The sequence below is a fragment of the Mycolicibacterium fallax genome (assembly GCF_010726955.1).
Classification (GTDB): Bacteria; Actinomycetota; Actinomycetes; order Mycobacteriales; family Mycobacteriaceae; genus Mycobacterium; species Mycobacterium fallax.
In genome coordinates, this window is record NZ_AP022603.1 from 1 (window position 1) to 20,137 (window position 20,137).

A 20,137-nucleotide genomic window follows, 5' to 3' on the forward strand; every position below is an offset into this window, starting at 1 on the left:
TCCGAGCCGAACGTGCCGATGTAGAGCAGTGAGACGATCCAGGTGTGCCGGTGCCGCAGCGCGGCCCGCATCGCGGTCATGTCGACGGTCGGGACCCGCAGGTTGTCCATGAACAGCGCCGCGCCGATCCCGGCCACGGCCAGCAGCACCAGATAGACCGCGCAGACCCAGTGAGGCTGCCGGTTACCCGCGGTGGCGATAACCAGCAGCCCCACCAGCTGAACGACGGGAACGCCGATGTTCCCGCCGCCGGCATTGAGGCCCAGCGCCCAGCCCTTGAGCCGCTGGGGGAAAAACGCATTGATGTTGGTCATCGACGACGCGAAGTTCCCGCCGCCGAAGCCGGTCAGTGCCGCGCAGGCCAGGTACACCCAGAGCGGCTGGCCCGGGTTGGCCAGGATCACGATGGTCGCCAGCACCGGCACCGCCAGCACGAAGCCGAGAAGATCGTTCATTCCGGCCACCGAACCGGGCGGTGGCCAGGGTGTAGGGCAGCCGCAGGCAGGCACCGACCAGCGTGGCGGTCGCCGCGATGAGGAACTTGTCGGCGGCGGAGATGCCGTAGACCGACTCGGGCATGAACAGCACCATCACCGACCACAGTGACCACACCGAAAACCCGACGTGTTCGGCGACGACGGACCACAGCAGGTTTCGTTTGGCGATCCGTTCGCCGCCGCCGGCCCACTGCACCCGGTCTTCCGGATCCCAGTCGGTGATCGTGTGCGATCGCGTCATCGCGGTGTGCCCGTCCCGACGGGTGTCCGTCGCTGCGGCCAAGTTAGGAAGGCCGTGTTGCGGTGCCGGGCGCCGCGCGTATCGCCGCGGTGAACTCGGGCTCACCGGGTGTGGCCGCCGGGGTGAGGCCGGGCTTCGAGGGATACTCACCCGGTGGGAAGTGACGGCGTCACCGGGCCCTCGGCCGACGAGTTGCGGGCGTTCGAGGCCGCTACCCGCGATCTGGTCGGCCTGGCGCTGCGCAGCGTCGAGCGCTCGGAGCTGTCGCTGCCCCAGTTCCGGCTGCTGCTGGTGCTGTACGAGTTGGGCACCGTGAGCTCGACGCAATGCGCCCGGGCGCTTGGCCGGCTCCTCGGTCACCCGGCTGGCCGACCGGTTGCACAAGTCGGGTCTGCTGCAGCGCGGTGCCGATCCGCACAATCGCAGCGTGGTGACCTTGCGCTGACGCCCGCCGGGCGACGGGCGGTGCGGCAGGTGACCGATCGGCGCCGGCGTGAGCTGACCAAGGCGCTGGGACAACTGGACCCGCAGCGGCGCCGGGAGTGCGCGGCCACCCTGGACCGGTTGCACGAATTGCTCGATCCGGGCGCCCGGCCGACGGCGCGCATCGCCTGCTGCTCTGAACGTGGTGCCCCGCGCGCTGCGGACCTGGGCAAACCGCTTACCAAATGTCTTGCTCTATGCAACACTTGAGGTGCCGAACCAGCCTTGGGGGCCGGGTCTGGTCATCGGGTTCGGCCCGACGAGTGGAGCAGTCAATGAGCACATCGATCAGTGAGCCGACCATCGACATCGCCGATATCCGGGGACCGCAGAAGCTCGGTCCGTTGACCCCGCTGGTCGGCGACTGGGAGGGCGACGTCGGAATCGACCTGTCCTACCACAACGACGACGACGTCACCGGCCCCACGTCCTACTTCGAAAAGGCCACCTTCACGCCGATTCCGGTGCAGGAGAACGCCAGCAGGTGCTGTGGGGCCTGAACTACAAGATGACCGCCTGGCGCCACGGCGAGGAGGCGATGGACCCGTTCCACGACGAGATCGGATTCCTGTTGTGGGACAAGGCCAACGGCCAGATCATCCGGAACGTGGTCTCGGCCGCGGCATCGCGATCCTGGCGGGCAGCAGCGCCCAGCCCCGGAGACCGGGTGCTGCATTTCGACGCCACCCCGGCGACCCGTCGTACGGCGTCCTGCAGAACCGCTACCTGATGCAGCGCGCCGAGATCCGGGCGTTCACCAGCACCTTCACCATCATCGACGACGAAACCTTCAGCTACACCTCGGATCTGCTGTTGCGGCTGGCCGCCATCGGGCAGGACATGCACACCGACCAGAACACGCTGCGCCGAGTGCGGCGGTTCCACCCGGGCCTGGGGAACTGACCGGGCGCTGGTCACGCCGCGGCGCACACCCAGCCGTCGGGCATGGCGGCCTCGGTCAGCAGCTCGGTGAGATCGGCGGCGCAGTCGAGTCTGGTGGCCTGCGGATAGACGATCGGCTCTTCCTTGTCGTTGTGCACGGCGAGCATCCGAGCAGTTCGCGGCAGGCCGGGTCGGGATCGCCGGCCTCGATGGCGTCCATCGCGCGCCACAGTTCGCCGTGTTCGCGGATCATCACCATGATCGGCATCATCAGCCCGCGATGCGCGGCGGGAACATGAACTTCTCCTCCAGGTAGATGTGCCTGCGCAGGGTGTCCAGGGCGGTCCGCAGCGCGGCCCCGTCGTCGGGGGCGTCCAGGAAGCGTTCGATCTCGGCGTCGATGGCGCGGTGCTCGGCGGTGTAGGCGACGGCGGGATCGGTGGCGTCGGGCGCGGACATGGCGGGCTCCGTTCATCGGCAGCTGCGGGCCCGGCGAGGTGCCGGGCACGCCGTCCACGCTAATTTCGGCGGCCGCACCGGGTAGGGGCCGAACGTCCCCGTTCCGCAGGCGCGGGGGCGCGCCGGTGTTGCCGGCATCACAGCCCAGATCGGGTCAGCGGATGTTTGGCTTCCCCGGGAATTGGCCATCCTGGCTGGCATGAGTGCAACAGACAAGATCAAGAACGCCATTGACGATGCCGCCGGCAAGGCCAAGGAGGCCGCGGGCAACCTGACCGACGACGACCAAAAGAAGAACGAGGGCAAGGCCGATCAGGCCAAGGCGGACCTCAAGGACGCCGGCGAGAAGGTGAAGGACGCCTTCAAGCACTGAGCCCGGCTGCGGCCCGCCCAGCCCAGCGCGGACTCGAAGGCCCGGTGGCGGCGTCGTCGAACAACACGAAGCGCACCTCGGCGACCGGGGTTGGCTGAGCGCACCGTCGCCACGGCGATCCAAGAAAGAAACAACCTCCACGCTGGTCGAGGGTGTTTCTGGTGGTGCCCCGGCAGGATTCGAACCTGCGGCCTTCTGCTCCGGAGGCAGACGCTCTATCCCCTGAGCTACGGGGCGCGGTCGATGCCCGCGCCAGTTGGGCCGGGATAGCGTAACCCATCGGCGCCGGTGATGGTGGCGGGGGCTGCCGGCACCCCCGCGGCGGGAGCGGATTCCGGGGGTGCGCACCCCAGACCATAGGATGAACCCTCGTGACCCCCGCCGATCTCGCCGAGTTGTTGAAGTCCACCGCCGCGGCGGTGCTCGCCGAGCATGATCTCGACGTCAGCGCGCTGCCCGAGACGGTGACCGTGGAGCGTCCGCGCAACCCCGAGCACGGCGATTACGCCACCAACCTCGCCCTTCAGCTGGGCAAGAAGGTCGGCGTCAACCCGCGCGAGCTGGCCGGCTGGCTGGTCGAGGCGCTGCGCGCCGCCCCGGGCATCGCCGACGCGGAGCTGGCCGGCCCGGGCTTTGTGAACCTGCGCATCGACGCCGCCGCCCAGGGCGTCATCGTCACCGACATCCCTGCCGCGGGCGCGGCTATGGCGTCGGCGACGAACTGGCCGGGCAGGCCATCAACCTGGAGTTCGTCTCGGCCAACCCCACCGGACCGATCCATCGGCGGCACCCGCTGGGCGGCCGTCGGGGATGCGCTGGGCCGGCTGCTGACCGCCCAGGGCGCCCAGGTGTGCCGGGAGTACTACTTCAACGACCACGGCGCCCAGATCGACCGGTTCGCCCGCTCGCTGGTGGCCGCCGCCAAGGGCGAACCCGCCCCGGAGGACGGCTACGCCGGCGCCTACATCTCCGACATCGCCGCGAAGGTGATCGAGCTGGCCCCCGACGTGCTGAGCCAGCCCGCGGCCGAGCAGCAGGAGACGTTCCGCTCCATCGGCGTGGACCTGATGTTCACCCACATCAAGGACTCGCTGCACGAGTTCGGCACCGACTTCGACGTCTTCACCCACGAGGACTCGATGCACACCTCCGGCATGGTCGATCAGGCCATCGCCCGGCTGCGCGCAAACGGAGCCATCTACGAGAAGGACGGCGCCACCTGGCTGCGCACCACCGACTACGGCGACGACAAGGACCGCGTCGTCATCAAGAGCGACGGTGAACCCGCCTACATCGCTGGCGACCTGGCCTACTACCTGGACAAGCGCGAACGCGGCTTCGGGCTGTGCATCTACATGCTCGGCGCCGACCACCACGGCTACATCGCCCGGCCTGGCCGCCGCCCAGGCCTTCGGCTACAGCCCGGACACCGTCGAGGTGATGATCGGGCAGCTGGTGAACCTGGTGCGCGACGGGCGCCGGTCCGGATGAGCAAACGCGCCGGCACCGTCATCACCCTCGACGACCTGGTCGACGCGCTTGGCGTGGACGCCGCCCGCTACGCCCTGCTGCGGTCCTCGGTGGACACCCCGATCGACATCGACCTGCAGCTGTGGTCCTCGGCGTCCAGTGAGAACCCGGTGTACTACGTGCAATATGCGCACGCCCGGCTCAGCGCGCTGGCCCGCAACGCCGCCGAGCTGGGGCTGAGCCCGGACACCGCGCAACTGGGCCTGCTCACCCACGAGAAGGAGGGTGCGCTGATCCGCAACCTCGGTGAGTTCCCCCGGGTGGTCAAGACCGCCGCGCTGCTGCGCGAGCCGCACCGGGTGTGCCGCTACCTGAGGACCTGGCCGGTGACTACCACCGGTTCTACGACTCGTGCCGGGTGCTGCCGCAGGGTGACGAGCCGGCCGGCGACCTCAACAACGCCCGGCTGGCGCTGTGCGCGGCCACCCGCCGGGTGATCGCCAACGGACTGGAAATGCTCGGCGTCGGCGCCCCGGAGCGGATGTGAACGCACACCCCGCCGGCCCCCGGCACGCCGAGGAGATCCACCAGCCCGGCGCGCCGGCGCGCCCGGCCGGCGCCGACGAGGCCCGGCTGGCCCCGAACGTGTGGCCGCTGAACGCGGTTCGCGGCGACGACGGCGAGGTGACGCTGGCCGGGTGCCCTGCTCGGCGCTGGCCGCCGAGTACGGCACCCCACTGTTCGTCATCGACGAAAGCGACTTCCGCACCCGGTGCCGGCGGATCGCCGCGGCCTTCGGCGGCGGTGAGCGGGTGCATTACGCGGCCAAGGCGTTCCTGTGCACGGAGATCGCCCGCTGGGTCGAGCAGGAGGGCCTGTCGCTGGACGTCGCGACCGGCGGCGAACTCGCCGTCGCGCTGGCGGCCGGCTTCCCGCCGGAGCGGATCACCCTGCACGGCAACAACAAATCGGTCGACGAGCTGGCGGCTGCGGTGCGCGCCGGGGTCGGGCACGTGGTGATCGACTCGATGATCGAGATCGACCGGCTGGAGCGGATCGCCGCGGAGGCCGGTGCGGTCGTCGACGTGCTGATCCGGGTCACCGTCGGGGTCGAGGCGCACACCCACGAATTCATCTCCACCGCGCACGAGGACCAGAAGTTCGGGCTGTCGCTGGCCACCGGCGCGGCGATGGCCGCGGTGCGCCGGGTCTTCGAAACCCAGCACCTGCGGCTGGTCGGCCTGCACAGCCACATCGGCTCGCAGATCTTCGAGGTCGACGGCTTTGAGGTGGCCGCCCATCGGGTGATCGGGCTGCTGCGTGAGGTGGTCTCGGAGTTCGGTGTGGACAAGACCGCCCAGATGAACATCGTCGATCTCGGTGGCGGACTGGGCATCTCCTACCTGGCCGGCGACGACCCGCCGCCGATCGAGGACCTCGCCGCCAAGCTGGCCGCGATCGTGCGCAGCGAATCGGCGGCCGTCGGACTGCCCGAGCCGACCCTGGTGGTCGAGCCCGGCCGCGCCATCGCCGGGCCCGGCACCGTCACGCTGTACCGGGTCGGCACCGTCAAGGACGTCGCCGTCAGCGCCACCGCTGCGCGCCGCTATGTCAGCGTCGACGGCGGGATGAGCGACAACATCCGGCCCTCGCTCTACGGCGCCGAGTATGACGTCCGGTTGGTCTCGCGCAGCAGTACCGCCGACCCGGTGCTCTGCCGGATCGTCGGAAAGCACTGCGAAAGCGGCGATATCGTCGTTCGAGACGCCTGGCTGCCCGGCGACGTCGAACCCGATGACCTGATCGCGGTGGCCGCCACCGGCGCCTACTGCTATTCGATGTCGAGCCGGTACAACCTGCTCGGGCGGCCCGCCGTGGTGGCGGTGCAAGACGGCAAGTCCCGGCTGGTGCTGCGCCGGGAGACGTTGGACGACCTGTTGAGTCTGGAGGTGAGGTGACCGTGGCTGAGACGGAAAAGCCGGTGGGTGTGGCGGTGCTGGGATTGGGCAACGTCGGCACCGAGGTGGTGCGCATCATGGAGGACAGTGCCGAGGACCTCGCCGCGCGCATCGGTGCGCCGCTGCAGCTGCGCGGCATCGGTGGTGGCGGGTCGCGGCCGACCGCGGCGTGCCCGTCGAGTTGCTCACCGAGGACGTCGAGGCGCTGGTCGCCCGCGACGACGTCGACATCGTCGTCGAGCTGATGGGGCCGGTGGAACCGGCCCGCCGGGCAATTCTCGCCGCGCTCGAACACGGCAAGTCCGTGGTCACCGCGAACAAGGCGCTGCTGGCCCAATCCACCGGCAAGCTCGCCACCGCCGCGGAAAAGGCCCGGGTGGACCTGTATTTCGAGGCCGCGGTGGCCGGCGCGATCCCGGTGATCCGGCCGCTGACCCAGTCGCTGGCCGGTGACCGGGTGCTGCGGGTGGCCGGCATCGTCAACGGCACCACCAACTACATCCTGTCGGCGATGTCGGAGACCGGCGCCTCCTACGACGACGCGCTGGCCGAGGCCGGTGCGCTGGCTACGCCGAGGCCGACCCGACCGCCGACGTCGAGGGCTATGACGCCGCGGCCAAGGCCGCGATCCTGGCGTCCATCGCGTTTCACACCGGTGCAGGCCGACGACGTCTACCGCGAGGGTATCACCGCCGTCAGCGCCGAGGACTTCGCCTCCGCCAAGGCCCTCGGCTGCACCATCAAGCTGCTGTCGATCTGTGAGCGGATCACCAATGCCGATGGCAGCGAACAGGTTTCGGCGCGGGTGTACCCGGCGCTGGTGCCGCTGACGCACCCGCTGGCGTCGGTCAACGGGGCCTTCAACGCGGTGTTCGTCGAGGCCGCCGCGGCCGGTCAGCTGATGTTCTACGGGCAGGGCGCCGGCGGCGCGCCGACCGCCTCGGCGGTGCTGGGCGACGTGGTGATGGCCGCCCGCAACCGGGTGCAGGGCGGCCGGGGGCCGCGCGAATCCAAGTACGCCCGACTGCCGATCGCGCCGATCGGCGTGGTCCCGACCCGGTACTACCTGAGTCTGTACGTGCACGACAAGCCCGGCGTGCTGTCCAAGGTGGCCTCCGAATTCGCCAACCGCGGGGTCAGCATCGCCGAGGTCCGCCAGGAGGGTCTGGTCGACGAGGACGGTCAGCCGATCGGCGCCCGGATCGTGGTGCTCACCCACCGCGCGACCGATGCCGCGCTGTCGGAAACGGTGACGGCGCTGAAGGAACTTGATGTGGTGTCGAGCGTGGCCAGCGTGCTGCATGGAAGGAACCGAGTGATGAACGCACCCGTGCACCGGCCGTGGCCGGGCCTGATCGAGGCATACCGGCACCGGTTGCCCGACGCCGCCAACTGGACCGCGGTCACCCTGTTGGAGGGTGGCACGCCGCTGATCCACGCCAAGCGGATCAGTGAGATGACCGGTTGTACCGTGCATTTGAAGGTCGAGGGGCTCAACCCGACCGGCTCCTTCAAGGACCGCGGCATGACGATGGCGGTGACCGACGCCGTCGAGCGGGGCCAGCAGGCCGTGCTGTGCGCGTCCACCGGCAACACCTCGGCGTCGGCGGCCGCCTACGCCGCCCGGGCCGGCATCACCTGCGCGGTGCTGATCCCGCAGGGCAAGATCGCGATGGGCAAGCTGGCCCAGGCCGTCATGCACGGCGCCAAGATCATCCAGATCGACGGCAACTTCGACGACTGCCTGGAACTGGCCCGGAAGCTGACCGCCGACTATCCGACCATCTCGCTGGTCAACAGCGTGAACCCGGTCCGTATCGAGGGGCAGAAGACCGCCGCCTTCGAGATCGTCGACGCCCTCGGCCGCGCGCCGGATGTGCATTCGCTGCCGGTCGGCAACGCCGGCAACATCACCGCCTACTGGAAGGGCTACAACGAGTACCACCGCGACGGGCTGGCCGAGACGCTGCCGCGGATGCTCGGCACCCAGGCCGCCGGCGCGGCGCCGCTGGTGCTCGGCCACCCGGTGAGTGACCGGAGACCATCGCCACCGCGATCCGGATCGGCTCGCCGGCCTCGTGGAACTCCGCGGTCGCCGCGCGCGAGGAGTCCGACGGCCGGTTCCTGGCCGCCACCGACGAGGAGATCCTGGAGGCCTACCGCCTGGTCGCCCGCACCGAGGGAGTGTTCGTCGAGCCGGCGTCGGCGGCCAGCATTGCCGGGCTGCTCAAGTCCGTTGCCGACGGCTGGGTGCCGCGGCTCGTCGGTGGTCTGCACCGTCACCGGCAACGGGCTCAAGGATCCCGACACCGCGCTGCGGGACATCCCCGAGGTCAAGGCCGTTCCGGTCGACCCGTCGGCCGTCGTCGCCGAGCTGGGCTGGGCTAGCGCCCATCGTGATGGCCGATCAGACTCTTCCCGCCGGGCTCAGCGGTCACGCCGTCGTCTCCGGTTCCAGTGCCAACCTCGGCCCCGGCTTCGACAGCATGGGCCTGGCGCTGGGGATCTCTGACGAAATCTCGGTCCAGACAACCGAATCCGGACCGAGCATCGACGTGGGGAGGGTGCCGGGAGGTTCCGGCAACCTGGGATCATCTGGTCGTCCGCGCCATCAAACGCGGCCTGGCCGCCCACGGGCTGCGGGTCGACGGCCTTAATGTGAACTGTCGCAATACCATTCCGCACTCGCGTGGGCTGGGTTCCTCGGCCGCCGCGGTGGTCGGTGGTCTCGGCATCGCCAATGCGCTTGCCGAGCAGGTCGATTGTGCGCCGCTGGGCATTGCGGAATTGGTGCAATTGTCCGCCGAATTCGAGGGGCATCCCGACAATGCCGCCGCGGCGGTCATGGGCGGGGCGGTGGTGTCCTGGACCGAGACGTCCGAGCCGGGCGCAGCGGCCCAGTATCGGGCCGCCGGTTTGCGGTTGCACCCCGACATCCGACTGTTCGTCGCCATCCCGCAGTTCCGGTCCTCGACCGCGGAGACCCGGGGTCTGCTGCCCGAGCAGGTCAGCCACCTGGACGCTCGGTTCAACATCGCCCGGGCATCGTTGCTGGTGCTGGCGCTGACCGAGCGCCCGGACCTGCTGATGGTGGCCACCGAGGACCTGCTGCATCAGGGCCAACGCGCCCCGGCCATGCCGGCGTCGGCGGAATACCTGCGGCTGCTGCGGCGTTGTGGCATTGCGGCGGTGATCTCCGGAGCCGGGCCCACCGTTTTGGGTTTCGGCCAGGATGCGTCGCTGCCCGAGGAGGCCATCGGGTTTGCCGCCGAGCACGGCTTCACCGTCGGCGAAATCAACGTCGGCCGGGGATTGGTGTGGCGCGGGCGCAATGGCCGCGGATTGATCCGTCATCCGACCCGCCGGGGGTGTTTGTTGCTTCCGATTACATTGCGGGTTATTCTCGTGCCGTCCCCGGTTTTACGCGGTGCTTCCAGCGCCGACACCAGGACGTCCACCAATTCTTCTGTGATTCACCCGTGAGTTGACGATTCACACGTGAGTGGACCGTACGCCTTACGCCGCGAATCCGGCTGTCGCCGTCGCAGAGCCGACGGTGGCACTTCGCGCGCAGCGTCTTCGCTGAGCGCACCGAACCCCCCGACTGAGAAAGCTTCCGGCGGGGGAAAGAAAGGAAATCCGTGACCGATACGGACCTCATCCCGGCCAATGACGCCCCGGCCCCGGCCTCGTCGGGCAAGCTGAGCAGTGCGCTGTCCTCGATGCTGCTGCCCGAGTTGCGCACGCTGGCCGGCCAGGTCGGCGTCAAGGGCGCCTCGGGGATGCGCAAGGGCGATCTGATCGCCGCGATCCGGGAGCACCAGGCCGGTGGTTCCGGCAATGGCGGCGGGGCGGCCAAGGCGGGTTCGGTCAAGTCCGAGGCGCCGGCCCCAAGCGCCGCGCCCAAGGAGGAGGGCCCGAAGGTGGAACCGGCTCAGGCTGAAGCGCCCAAGAGCGAGGCGCCCAAGAGTGAGGCGCCCAGGCAGGACGCCAAGTCCGGTGACCAGGGCGACGGCGGCGGCCAGTCCGGCGAGCCGCGCCGGCGCGAGCGCCGCGGGGCGTCCCGCGATGCCGGCTCGCCGACCGGCCAGGGCGGTGGTCAGGAATCCCGCGGTGACCAGGACCAGAAGTCCGACCGCGGTGACGGTGGCCAGCAGCGCGCCAACCCGGCGGCGGCAACACCGGCGGCGGCAATTCCGGCGGCGGCAACGCCGACGACGACGACGCCCGCGGCGGCCGGCGCGGCCGTCGCTTCCGGGACCGTCGGCGTCGCGAGCGCGGCGGCGGCGAGGGCGGCGACACCGAACTGCGCGAGGACGACGTCGTGCAGCCGGTTGCCGGCATCCTCGACGTGCTGGACAACTACGCGTTCGTCCGCACCTCGGGCTACCTGGCCGGGCCCAACGACGTCTACGTCTCGATGAACATGGTCCGCAAGAACGGCCTGCGCCGCGGTGATGCCGTCACCGGCGCGGTCCGGGTGCCCCGCGAGGGCGAGGGCGGCGGAGGCGACAAGAATCAGCGGCAGAAGTTCAACCCGCTGGTCCGGCTCGACTCGGTCAACGGCGGTCCGGTCGAGGCGGCCCGCAATCGTCCGGAGTTCGGCAAGCTGACGCCGCTGTATCCGAACCAGCGGCTGCGCCTGGAGACCACCCCGGACAAGATCAGCACCCGGGTCATCGACCTGATCATGCCGATCGGCAAGGGCCAGCGCGCCCTGATCGTGTCGCCGCCCAAGGCCGGTAAGACCACGATCATCCAGGACATCGCCAACGCGATCACCCGCAACAACCCCGAGTGCCACCTGATGGTCGTGCTGGTCGACGAGCGACCCGAAGAGGTCACCGACATGCAGCGTTCGGTCAAGGGTGAGGTCATCGCCTCGACCTTCGACCGGCCGCCGTCAGACCACACCCAGGCCGCCGAGCTGGCCATCGAGCGGGCCAAGCGCCTGGTCGAGCAGGGCAAGGACGTGGTGGTGCTGCTGGACTCCATCACCCGGCTGGGCCGCGCCTACAACAACGCCTCCCCGGCGTCGGGCCGCATCCTGTCCGGTGGTGTGGATTCCACCGCGCTGTACCCGCCCAAGCGGTTCCTCGGCGCGGCCCGCAACATCGAGGACGGCGGCTCGCTGACCATCATCGCCACCGCGATGGTCGAGACCGGCTCCACCGGTGACACCGTGATCTTCGAGGAGTTCAAGGGCACCGGCAACGCCGAGCTCAAGCTGGACCGCAAGATCGCCGAGCGTCGGGTGTTCCCGGCCGTGGACGTCAACCCGTCGGGCACCCGCAAGGACGAGCTGCTGCTCGGCCCCGACGAGTTCGCCATTGTGCACAAGCTGCGCCGGGTGCTGTCCGGGCTGGATTCGCATCAGGCCATCGACCTGCTGATGAGCCAGCTGCGCAAGACCAAGACCAACTACGAGTTCCTGGTCCAGGTGTCCAAGACCGCCCCCGGCGGCGCCGACGCCGACTGACCCCGGTCAGGGCACCAGGACCACCCGGGAACCGGCCGGCTCACCGCGGTCCCAGGCGTCGGCGACCTCGCTCAGCGGGCGGGCCCGGGCGCTGCCCTCCGGTGGCACGCTGCCCAGCCCGGTGCCGATGAGCTCGATGCCCGCGCCCGCAGGATCTCCGCGGGCAGGGTGATGTTCGGCCCGGCCATCGAACCGATCTGTACGAAACGCGTGCGGTGATAGCTGGCGGTCAGACCGCTGTTGCCCAGCACGCCCAGGACCTGCTCGGCCGGCGGGCCCACAGGTAGTCCAGGACGGCGTCGATGCGGCGTTCGGCATGCAGCGCGGCGAGTCGGTCGGCGGCCTGCCCGTCCAGGACGATCGTCTCGTCGGCGCCCGCGGTGCGCAGCCAGTCCGGCCGCTCCGCGTTGCGTCCAAGCGCCACCACGTGCCCCGCACCGAACTGCGACTTGGCCAGTTGCACCGCCGTCGCTCCCGTGACGCCGGTCGCGCCGAGGATCACCACGGTCTGACCGGGCTGGATCGCCGCGGCGTACCCAGCGCGAACCAGGACGACAGACCGGCGTTCGGGATGGCTGCCGCCAGCACCGGATCCAGACCCGCGGGCAGCACGGTTGCGGCCGCCGGGTCGACGAGCGTGCGTTCGGCCATCAGCCCGTAGGGCTGCGTGGCGGTGGTGTAGGCCAGCCGCCCGTCGGCGAGCTGGACGACGCCGTCGATGCCGGCGGTGTCAGCGCGGCGCTGCCGTAGTGCGAGCCCGACACCAGCAGCCGGTCGAGGTTCTTGCCGCCGCGGCCAGCACGGTCGCGACCTCGGTGTGCTCGGTGGGTGCCGGCTCGGCGACGTCGCCGTAGCGCGGCGAGGTGCCGAAGGTGTCGACGACGGCGGCCCTCATGATCACTCCTTCGTTGATGCCGTGGTCCCGGAGCGCAGGGCCGGGACGAGATAGCGCTGCAACTGGCTCACCAGCGCGGGCCGGTCGTCGGGGTCGAGCCGCTCCGAGGCGACCGTCGTCACGCTCAGCACCACCCGGGCCACCCACTCGCTGGCCTCATCGAGGTCGTCCACCTCGACCTCGCCGCGCTCGGCCGCCGCGGCCAGGTAGGGCCGCCAGAACGCGGCCAAGTCGGGCACCAGGCCCGCGACCCCGGCTCCGGCGCACGCGGCGAACTCCTCGGGTTCCTCCTGACGCAGCCGCATCAACAGCGAGCCGGGGGAGCCGTAGGCCGAGCGACCCAGCTGGATGCCCGAGGCGATCTGCTCGACGATCCCGTCGACGGCCCCCAGCATGGAGTGCGACTCGCCCCAGTAGACGTCGTTGAGCCGGACCAGCGCGGCGCCCAGCAGTGCGACCTTGTCCGGGTAGTGCCGATAGAGCCAACCGCGCGAGACACCGGCCAGCTCGGCCACCTCGGACACCGTGGTGGCCCGAATGCCCTTGTCCCGCAGGCAGGCCTCGGCGGCATCCATCAGCCGCTCACGCACGGTCTTGGTCGGTGTGGCGGTTTCCACCGGACGCCTCCTTGCAGCCGGGCAGGCAGATGATCGACGATTCTGTCAGGGACCCGAGGCTACCCGGTGGCCCGACACATGGTAGACACTTTTGCAAATCTGTTCACGATCTGGGGAGTTCCGATGGCCGAAACGCTGCAGCAGCTGCTTCGCGAACGTGCCGGACAGGACTCCGTCGCCATCAAACACGGTGATCGCAGTCAAACCTGGGCCGAGCACGTCGCCGAGGCGTCCGCGCAGGCCGCGGCGCTGATCGAGCTCGCCGAACCGGGCCGGTCGCTGCACGTCGGCACCCTGCTGGGCAACACCCCCCGAGATGCTGACCGCGATGGCCGCCGCCGCCCTCGGCGGCTACGTGCTGTGCGGCATCAATGACACCCGACGCGGTGCGGCGCTGGCCAGCGACATCGCCAAGGTGGAATGCCAGATCCTGCTGGTCGACGACGCGCACCGGGACCTGCTCGCCGATTTGGAGCTGCCCGGCGTCACCGTCATCGACGTCGGGGACGCCTCCTGGCCGCACCGCGAGCTGACGCCGCAGCGTGAGGTCGGGCCCGACGACACCTTCATGATGATCTTCACCTCGGGCACCAGCGGCGCCCCCAAGGCCGTCCGGGTTCCGCACGCCATCGTGCTGTTCTCCGCCGGCGCGCTGGTCACTCGCTACGACCTCACCGCCGAGGACACCTGCTACCTGGCGATGCCGCTGTTTCACTCCAACGCCGTCTACGCCGGGTGGGGAGTGGCGCTGGCCGCCGGCGCCGCCATGGCACCGGCGGCCTTCTCGGCGTCGGGATTCCTGCCCGACATCCGCCGCTACGGCGCCACCTACATGAACTACGTCGGCAAACCGCTGGCCTACATCCTGGCCACCCCCGAATCGACCGACGACCGCGACAACCCGCTGCGGGTGGCGTTCGGCAACGAGGCCGCCGACCGCGACATCGAGGAGTTCAGCCGCCGCTTCGACTGCCGCGTCTGGGACGGCTTCGGCTCCACCGAGCTGGCGATCATCATCACCCGCTCCGAGGACACCCCACCGGGCAGCGTCGGACGCGGGTTCCCCGGCGTCGCGATCTACGACCCGGTCACCCGCACCGAATGCGAGGTTGCCCGGTTCGACGCCGACGGCGCGCTGCTCAACGCCGAGGCCGCCACCGGCGAACTGGTCAACACCGGCGGCAGCGGGATGTTCCGCGGCTACCACAACGACCCCGACGCCACCGACGAGCGGCTGCGCGACGGCATTTACTGGTCCGGGGACTTGGCCTACCGCGACGCCGACGGCTGGATCTACCTGGCCGGACGCACCGCGGACTGGATGCGGGTCGACGGCGAGAACATCACCGCGGCGCCCATCGAACGGATCCTGCTGCGGCTGCCGGCGATCAGCCGGGTCGCGGTCTACCCGGTGCCCGACGAGTTCGTCGGCGACGCGGTGATGGCCGCGATCGTGCTGCGTGACGGCACCGAACTGACCCCGGAGGACTTCGCCGCCTTCCTGGCCGCCCAGCCCGACCTGTCCCCGAAGGCCTGGCCGCGGCACGTCTGGCTGGCCGCGGACCTGCCCAGCACCGCCACCAACAAGATCCTCAAACGGGAGCTGGTCGCCCGCGGCACCGACGTCGACGAGGGCGTGCTGTGGCGCCGCGACGGCAAGGCGTACCGGCGCGCCGAACAGGGCCGGAATAGCGGCGAGCCGGCCGGCGTTTTGGGTGCATGACGGATGGCCTGGCATAATCGACCGTCGACCATCTCCGGTTCCGGTTCACGCCCATAAACCCAGGTCTGTTCGGGCGACCCGGCGGCCAACGATTGCAGAGGACACCATGAAAAGCGGTATTCACCCCGAGTACAAAGAGACCACCGTGGTCTGTGGTTGCGGGAACAGCTTCACCACCCGCAGCACCAAGGACAGCGGTCACATCGTGGTGGAGGTCTGCTCGCAGTGCCACCCGTTCTACACCGGCAAGCAGAAGATCCTGGACAGCGGCGGCCGCGTCGCCCGCTTCGAGAAGCGCTACGGAAGGCGCAACGTCGGCAAGGCGAACGCCGAAGCCGACAGCTAGCCGTGTCCCCGGCGCCCGTTGCCGTCGCCTCGCGCGACCGGCCGGGCGCCGGTGTCATTTCCGGCAGCCCCACCGCATCACATCCCCCAGGAGGCGGCGATGACCCAGAGCGCACCGGCGATCGACGCGCTGCTGGCCGAGCACGCCGAACTGGAGAGCCGGTTGGCCGACCCCGCGCTGCACGCCGACCCGGCCGCGGCCCGCAAGGCCGGCCGCCGATTCGCGCAGTTGGCGCCCATCGCGGCCACCCACCGCAAGCTGGTGGCCGCCCGCGGCGACCTGGAGGCCGCCCGCGAGCTGGCCGACGAGGATGAGTCCTTCGCCGACGAGATTCCCGCGCTGGAGCAGACCGTCGCGGAGCTGGACACCGCGCTGACCGACATGCTGGCCCCGCGTGACCCGCACGACGCCGACGACATCGTGCTGGAGGTCAAGTCCGGTGAGGGCGGCGAGGAGTCCGCGCTGTTCGCCGCCGACCTGGCCCGGATGTACATCCGATTCGCCGAGCGGCAGGGCTGGACTGTCACCATTCTCGACGAGACCACCTCCGACCTCGGCGGCTACAAGGACGCGACGCTGGCGATCGCCAGCAAGGGCGACTCCGCCGACGGCGTCTGGTCGCGGCTGAAGTTCGAGGGCGGCGTGCACCGGGTGCAGCGGGTGCCGGTCACCGAATCCCAGGGCCGGGTGCACACCTCGGCCGCCGGGGTGCTGGTCTACCCGGAGCCCGAGGAGGTCGAGGCGGTCCAGATCGACGAGTCCGATCTGCGCATCGACGTCTACCGGTCCTCCGGCAAGGGCGGCCAGGGCGTGAACACCACCGACTCCGCCGTGCGGATCACCCACCTGCCCACCGGCATCGTCGTGACCTGCCAGAATGAACGCTCGCAGCTGCAGAACAAGGCCCGCGCGCTGCAGGTGCTGGCGGCCCGGCTGCAGGCGGTGGCCGAGGAACAGGCCTCCGCCGATGCCTCCGCCGACCGGGCCAGCCAGATCCGCACGGTGGATCGCAGCGAGCGCATCCGGACCTACAACTTCCCGGAGAACCGGATCGCCGACCACCGGATCAACTTCAAGGCGCACAACCTCGATCAGGTCCTCGACGGCGAGCTCGGCGCCCTGCTGGAGGCGCTGGCCGCGGCCGACAAGCAGGCCCGGCTGCAGCAGGCCTGATGCCGTCCGGACAGGCCGGCACGCTGCGGGAAGTGATCCGGGCGGCCACCGCGACGCTGACGCAGGCCGGCGTCGCCTCCCCGCGCGCCGACGCCGAACTGCTGGCCGCGCACGCCGCCGGCGTCGACCGCAGCCGGCTGGCGGTGCTGGAACTGTCCGGTCATCGACTGCCCGACGCCGACGCCGCCCGCTACCACGAGCTGATCGCCGCCCGGGCCCGCCGCGTCCCGCTGCAGCACCTGACCGGGACCGCGGCGTTCGGGCCGGTCACGCTGCAGGTCGGCCCCGGGGTGTTCGTGCCGCGGCCGGAGACCGAGGCGCTGCTGGAGTGGGCCTACGGCGTGCTCGAGCACGCCGGCCCCAGCCCGGTCGTCGTCGACCTGTGCACCGGCAGCGGAGCGCTGGCGCTGGCGCTGGCGGAGCGGCACCCGGGGGCGGCCGTCGTCGCCGTGGACGACTCGGCCGAGGCCCTGGAGTACACCCGGTGCAATGCCGCCGGCACCGGAATCCGGATCCACCGGGCGGACGTCACCGCGGCGGGCCTGTTGCCCGAGCTTGACGGCCGGGTGGATCTGCTGGTGTGCAACCCGCCGTACATCCCGGAGGGCGCCTGCCTGGAGCCCGAGGTGGCCGACCACGACCCGCACCACGCGCTGTTCGGCGGTCCCGACGGGATGTCGGTGATCCCCGCGGTGGCGGCGCTGGCCGGGCGCTGGCTGGTCCCCGGCGGGGCCGTCGGCATCGAGCACGACGACACCACCGCCGACGCGACGGTGGCGGTGTTGCGCCGCGCCGGGGTTTTCGGTGACATCGTGGCAAGAACCGACCTGACCGGTCGGCCGCGGTTCGTGACGGCGGTGCGGTCAGGTCCGGACAATTCCCGACGGGAGGACGACGCGTGACGCAGATGTTCGACTGCGGTGATCCCGAGCAGCGCCGCCAGGGCATCGCCGCGGCGGTCAGCGCCGCCAAGGGCGGTGGACTGGTCGTGCTGCCCACCGACACCGTGTACGGAATCGGGGCCGACGCCTTCGACGCCGAGGCGGTGGCCGCGCTGCTGGCCGCCAAGGGTCGCGGCCGGGACATGCCGGTGCCGGTGCTGGTGGGGTCCTGGCAGACCATCGACGGCCTGGTGTTCCCGGTGCCCTCGGCCGCCCGCGACCTGATCGAGGCGTTCTGGCCGGGCGCGCTGAGCCTGGTGGTGCGCCAGGTGCCCTCGCTGCAGTGGGACCTCGGTGACTCCGACGGCACCGTCATGCTGCGGATGCCGCTGCACCCGGTGGCCATCGAGCTGCTGCGTGAGGTCGGCCCGATGGCGGTCTCGAGCGCCAACATCTCCGGGCAACCGCCCGCGGTGGAGGTCGCCGAGGCGCAGCGCCAGCTCGGCGAGCAGGTCGCGGTCTACCTCGACGGCGGCCCGGCCGCCCGCCGGGCGGCCTCGACCATCGTCGACCTCAGCGGCCCGGCGCCGCGGATCCTGCGGGTCGGTCCGATCAGCGCCGCCGCGATCGCCGCCGTGCTCGGCACCGACCCCGAGGCGCTGCTGGGCTGAGTCCGCTCCGGACCGAAACCCGGTGCGGTGCAGTACGGTGCAATCGATGTTCAGCGGAGGCGGTGCGGACGGCACGACGGCGATGCAGCTGTTGGCGCTGGCCGACCGCGGCGCCGGTGTGCCGCTGCGCGAGCTCGCCCTGGTCGGCCTGGCCGCCGCCGTGATCACCTACTTCGCCACCGGTCCGGTGCGGGTGCTGGCGATCCGGATCGGTGCGGTCGCGATCCCGCGGGACCGCGACGTGCACGTCACCCCGGTGCCCCGGATGGGCGGCCTGGCGATGTACCTGGGGGTGGTCGCCGGGGTGTTCCTGGCCTCCGAGCTGCCGGCGCTGACCCGCGGCTTCGTCTACTCGACCGGGATGCCCGCGGTGCTGGTGGCCGGCGGGGTGATCATGCTGATCGGCCTGATCGACGACCGCTGGGGCCTGGACGCGCTGACCAAGTTCGCCGGCCAGATCACCGCCGCCAGCGTGCTGGTCACCATGGGGGTGGCCTGGAGCGTGCTCTACATCCCGATCGGCGGGGTCGGCACCCTGGTGCTGGATCAGACCGCATCGATTCTGCTGACCCTGGCGCTGACCGTGTCGATCGTCAACGCGATGAACTTCGTCGACGGCCTGGACGGGTTGGCCGCCGGATTGGGCCTGATCACCGCGTTGGCGATCTGCGCGTTCTCCGTCGGCCTGCTGCGCGATCACGGGGGAGACGTGCTGTTCTACCCGCCGGCGGTGATCTCGGTGGTGCTGGCCGGAGCCTGCCTGGGCTTCCTGCCGCACAACTTCCACCGCGCCAAGATCTTCATGGGCGACTCCGGGTCGATGCTGATCGGGCTGATGCTGGCCGCGGCCTCGACGACGGCGGCCGGCCCGATCTCGCAGAACGCCTACGGCGCCCGCGACGTGTTCGCGTTGCTGTCGCCGTTCCTGCTGGTGGTCGCGGTGATGGCGGTCCCGGCGCTGGACATGCTGCTGGCGATCGTGCGGCGTACCCGGGCCGGCCGCAGCCCGTTCAGTCCGGACAAGATGCACCTGCACCACCGACTGCTGCAGATCGGCCATTCGCACCGCAAGGTGGTGCTGCTGATCTACCTGTGGGTCGGCATCATCGCGTTCGGCGCCGCGAGCACCATCTTCGTGCCGCCGCGCTACACCGGCGCGGTGATGCTGGCGGCGATCGTGGTGGCCGTGGTGGTCACCCTGGTGCCGTTGCTGCGCCGTGGCGGGGACGACGACGAGCAGCCGTACGACTGGCGCACCCAGGGGTTGTGAAACCGGGGGCGGCGGACCCCGCCCCGTCGCTCTACGACGTTCGGTAGTACCAAGATTTTGGGCCTCCTACCATGTGGTACCGTTTTCGCCGGAACCCGAGCGAGACCCACGGGTTGCCGGCCCCCGGGCCGGGCGGCCAGCTGCCGCCCAGGCCGGAATGCGACCGACAAGGGCTCTACCCGCTGGGTGACCCCGACACGGTCGTTGCGCTCCGATACGCTCATCGGGCAGGGCCGCAGTTCGGTGGGTCCCGATGATCTCGACGATGAGGTGAAGCAGTGACGACGCCAGCGCAAGATGCGCCCTTCGTGCTGCCGGCCGTTGCGTTCCGCCCCGCCCGCCTCGGGGTGATCTGCCTGGTCATCGCCGGTGTGGTCACCGCCGTCGCCACCTGGATGGGCACCCCGCTGTTCGGCGCGTTCTTCGCCCTCGGCCTGGCCCTCGGTCTGATCAACGCGCTGCTGGTGCGCCGGGCGGTCACCGCGATCACCAACGAGGCGCATCCGCTCAAGGCCAAGATGGCCGCGAACTCCGCGGGCCGACTGCTGGTGTTCGGCGCGATCGCGCTGCTCATCGCATGGAAATTCCAGCCGGCGGGGCTCGGCACCCCGTTCGGGCTGGCGCTGTTCGAGGCCCTGCTGGTGATCAGCACCTCCCTGCCGGTTCTCAAGAAGCTGCGCGCCCAGGCCAACGCCGACGCCGTATCCAACGACGGATGA

General features: G+C 70.5%; 12 protein-coding genes, 1 tRNA gene and 11 pseudogenes. 19 read left to right on the plus strand and 5 right to left on the minus strand.

The window, feature by feature from the left end:
• Positions 1–738: pseudogene (locus tag G6N10_RS00005) on the minus strand (MFS transporter); the annotation flags it as partial.
• Between the two features lie 153 nt (positions 739–891).
• On the opposite strand from G6N10_RS00005, the pseudogene G6N10_RS00010 reads away from it, so the two are divergent.
• From G6N10_RS00010 to G6N10_RS20200, 4 genes and pseudogenes are all read left to right on the plus strand, one after another.
• Positions 892–1,317: pseudogene (locus G6N10_RS00010) on the plus strand (MarR family winged helix-turn-helix transcriptional regulator); the annotation flags it as partial.
• Positions 1,318–1,496: 179 nt separating this feature from the next.
• The gene (locus G6N10_RS20190) at positions 1,497–1,721 is read left to right on the plus strand and encodes a hypothetical protein (RefSeq protein WP_244960438.1); all 225 of its coding nucleotides are present in this window, start codon (positions 1,497–1,499) and stop codon (positions 1,719–1,721) included.
• Entirely contained in the window at positions 1,706–1,951 is a 246-nt protein-coding gene (locus G6N10_RS20195; RefSeq protein ID WP_244960439.1) for a heme-binding beta-barrel domain-containing protein, read from the plus strand. Before G6N10_RS20190 ends, G6N10_RS20195 begins: the two co-directional genes overlap by 16 nt.
• Positions 1,951–2,124 carry a hypothetical protein gene (locus tag G6N10_RS20200; RefSeq protein WP_244960440.1) on the plus strand — a complete coding sequence of 58 codons (174 nt, stop codon included), beginning with the start codon at positions 1,951–1,953 and terminating at the stop codon, positions 2,122–2,124. The genes G6N10_RS20195 and G6N10_RS20200 overlap by 1 nt, the downstream gene beginning before the upstream one ends.
• 11 nt (positions 2,125–2,135) lie before the next feature.
• On the opposite strand, the pseudogene G6N10_RS20690 reads toward G6N10_RS20200, so the two are convergent.
• Positions 2,136–2,562, minus strand: a pseudogene (locus G6N10_RS20690) (hemerythrin domain-containing protein).
• A 199-nt stretch (positions 2,563–2,761) separates the two neighbouring features.
• Here G6N10_RS20690 and G6N10_RS00025 point away from each other — a divergent pair.
• Positions 2,762–2,935 (plus strand): CsbD family protein, encoded by a 174-nt coding sequence (locus G6N10_RS00025; RefSeq protein ID WP_085098062.1) that lies wholly within the window; start codon positions 2,762–2,764, stop codon positions 2,933–2,935.
• Positions 2,936–3,094: 159 nt separating this feature from the next.
• On the opposite strand, the gene G6N10_RS00030 is transcribed toward G6N10_RS00025, so the two are convergent.
• Positions 3,095–3,172, minus strand: a tRNA-Arg gene (locus G6N10_RS00030).
• Positions 3,173–3,306: 134 nt separating this feature from the next.
• Between G6N10_RS00030 and argS the strand changes: the two are divergent.
• From argS to rho, 7 genes and pseudogenes are all read left to right on the plus strand, one after another.
• A pseudogene (argS, locus tag G6N10_RS00035) lies at positions 3,307–4,952 on the plus strand (arginine--tRNA ligase).
• Positions 4,949–6,363: pseudogene (gene lysA, locus G6N10_RS00040) on the plus strand (diaminopimelate decarboxylase). The pseudogenes argS and lysA overlap by 4 nt, the downstream one beginning before the upstream one ends.
• Positions 6,364–6,365: 2 nt before the next feature.
• The gene (locus G6N10_RS20785; RefSeq protein WP_456152503.1) at positions 6,366–6,608 is read left to right on the plus strand and encodes a hypothetical protein; all 243 of its coding nucleotides are present in this window, start codon (positions 6,366–6,368) and stop codon (positions 6,606–6,608) included.
• Positions 6,533–7,606 (plus strand): annotated as a pseudogene (locus G6N10_RS00045) (homoserine dehydrogenase); the annotation flags it as partial. The gene G6N10_RS20785 and the pseudogene G6N10_RS00045, both read left to right, overlap by 76 nt.
• A gap of 75 nt (positions 7,607–7,681) precedes the next feature.
• Positions 7,682–8,743, plus strand: a pseudogene (gene thrC / locus G6N10_RS00050) (threonine synthase); the annotation flags it as partial.
• 19 nt (positions 8,744–8,762) lie between these two features.
• A pseudogene (gene thrB, locus G6N10_RS00055) lies at positions 8,763–9,684 on the plus strand (homoserine kinase); the annotation flags it as partial.
• 320 nt (positions 9,685–10,004) lie between these two features.
• Positions 10,005–11,842: pseudogene (gene rho, locus G6N10_RS00060) on the plus strand (transcription termination factor Rho).
• A 6-nt stretch (positions 11,843–11,848) separates the two neighbouring features.
• Here rho and G6N10_RS20650 read toward each other — a convergent pair.
• A pseudogene (locus G6N10_RS20650) lies at positions 11,849–12,737 on the minus strand (quinone oxidoreductase family protein).
• 2 nt (positions 12,738–12,739) lie between these two features.
• A complete protein-coding gene (locus G6N10_RS00070; RefSeq protein WP_407663956.1) occupies positions 12,740–13,354 on the minus strand; it encodes a TetR/AcrR family transcriptional regulator in 615 nt (204 codons plus the stop codon).
• A 123-nt stretch (positions 13,355–13,477) separates the two neighbouring features.
• On the opposite strand from G6N10_RS00070, the pseudogene fadD1 reads away from it, so the two are divergent.
• From fadD1 to G6N10_RS00105, 7 genes and pseudogenes are all read left to right on the plus strand, one after another.
• Positions 13,478–15,077 (plus strand): annotated as a pseudogene (gene fadD1 / locus G6N10_RS00075) (fatty-acid--CoA ligase FadD1).
• 106 nt (positions 15,078–15,183) lie between these two features.
• A complete protein-coding gene (gene rpmE, locus G6N10_RS00080) occupies positions 15,184–15,423 on the plus strand; it encodes a 50S ribosomal protein L31 (RefSeq protein ID WP_085098181.1) in 240 nt (79 codons plus the stop codon).
• 99 nt (positions 15,424–15,522) lie between these two features.
• Positions 15,523–16,596 carry a peptide chain release factor 1 gene (gene prfA / locus G6N10_RS00085; protein WP_085098183.1) on the plus strand — a complete coding sequence of 358 codons (1,074 nt, stop codon included), beginning with the start codon at positions 15,523–15,525 and terminating at the stop codon, positions 16,594–16,596.
• Positions 16,596–17,498 carry a peptide chain release factor N(5)-glutamine methyltransferase gene (gene prmC / locus G6N10_RS00090; RefSeq protein ID WP_085098186.1) on the plus strand — a complete coding sequence of 301 codons (903 nt, stop codon included), beginning with the start codon at positions 16,596–16,598 and terminating at the stop codon, positions 17,496–17,498. Before prfA ends, prmC begins: the two co-directional genes overlap by 1 nt.
• Positions 17,495–18,148 (plus strand): L-threonylcarbamoyladenylate synthase, encoded by a 654-nt coding sequence (locus tag G6N10_RS00095; protein WP_085098189.1) that lies wholly within the window; start codon positions 17,495–17,497, stop codon positions 18,146–18,148. The genes prmC and G6N10_RS00095 overlap by 4 nt, the downstream gene beginning before the upstream one ends.
• Before the next feature lie 46 nt (positions 18,149–18,194).
• The gene (locus G6N10_RS00100; protein WP_085098192.1) at positions 18,195–19,418 is read left to right on the plus strand and encodes a glycosyltransferase family 4 protein; all 1,224 of its coding nucleotides are present in this window, start codon (positions 18,195–18,197) and stop codon (positions 19,416–19,418) included.
• A 278-nt stretch (positions 19,419–19,696) separates the two neighbouring features.
• A complete protein-coding gene (locus tag G6N10_RS00105) occupies positions 19,697–20,137 on the plus strand; it encodes a hypothetical protein (protein ID WP_085098195.1) in 441 nt (146 codons plus the stop codon).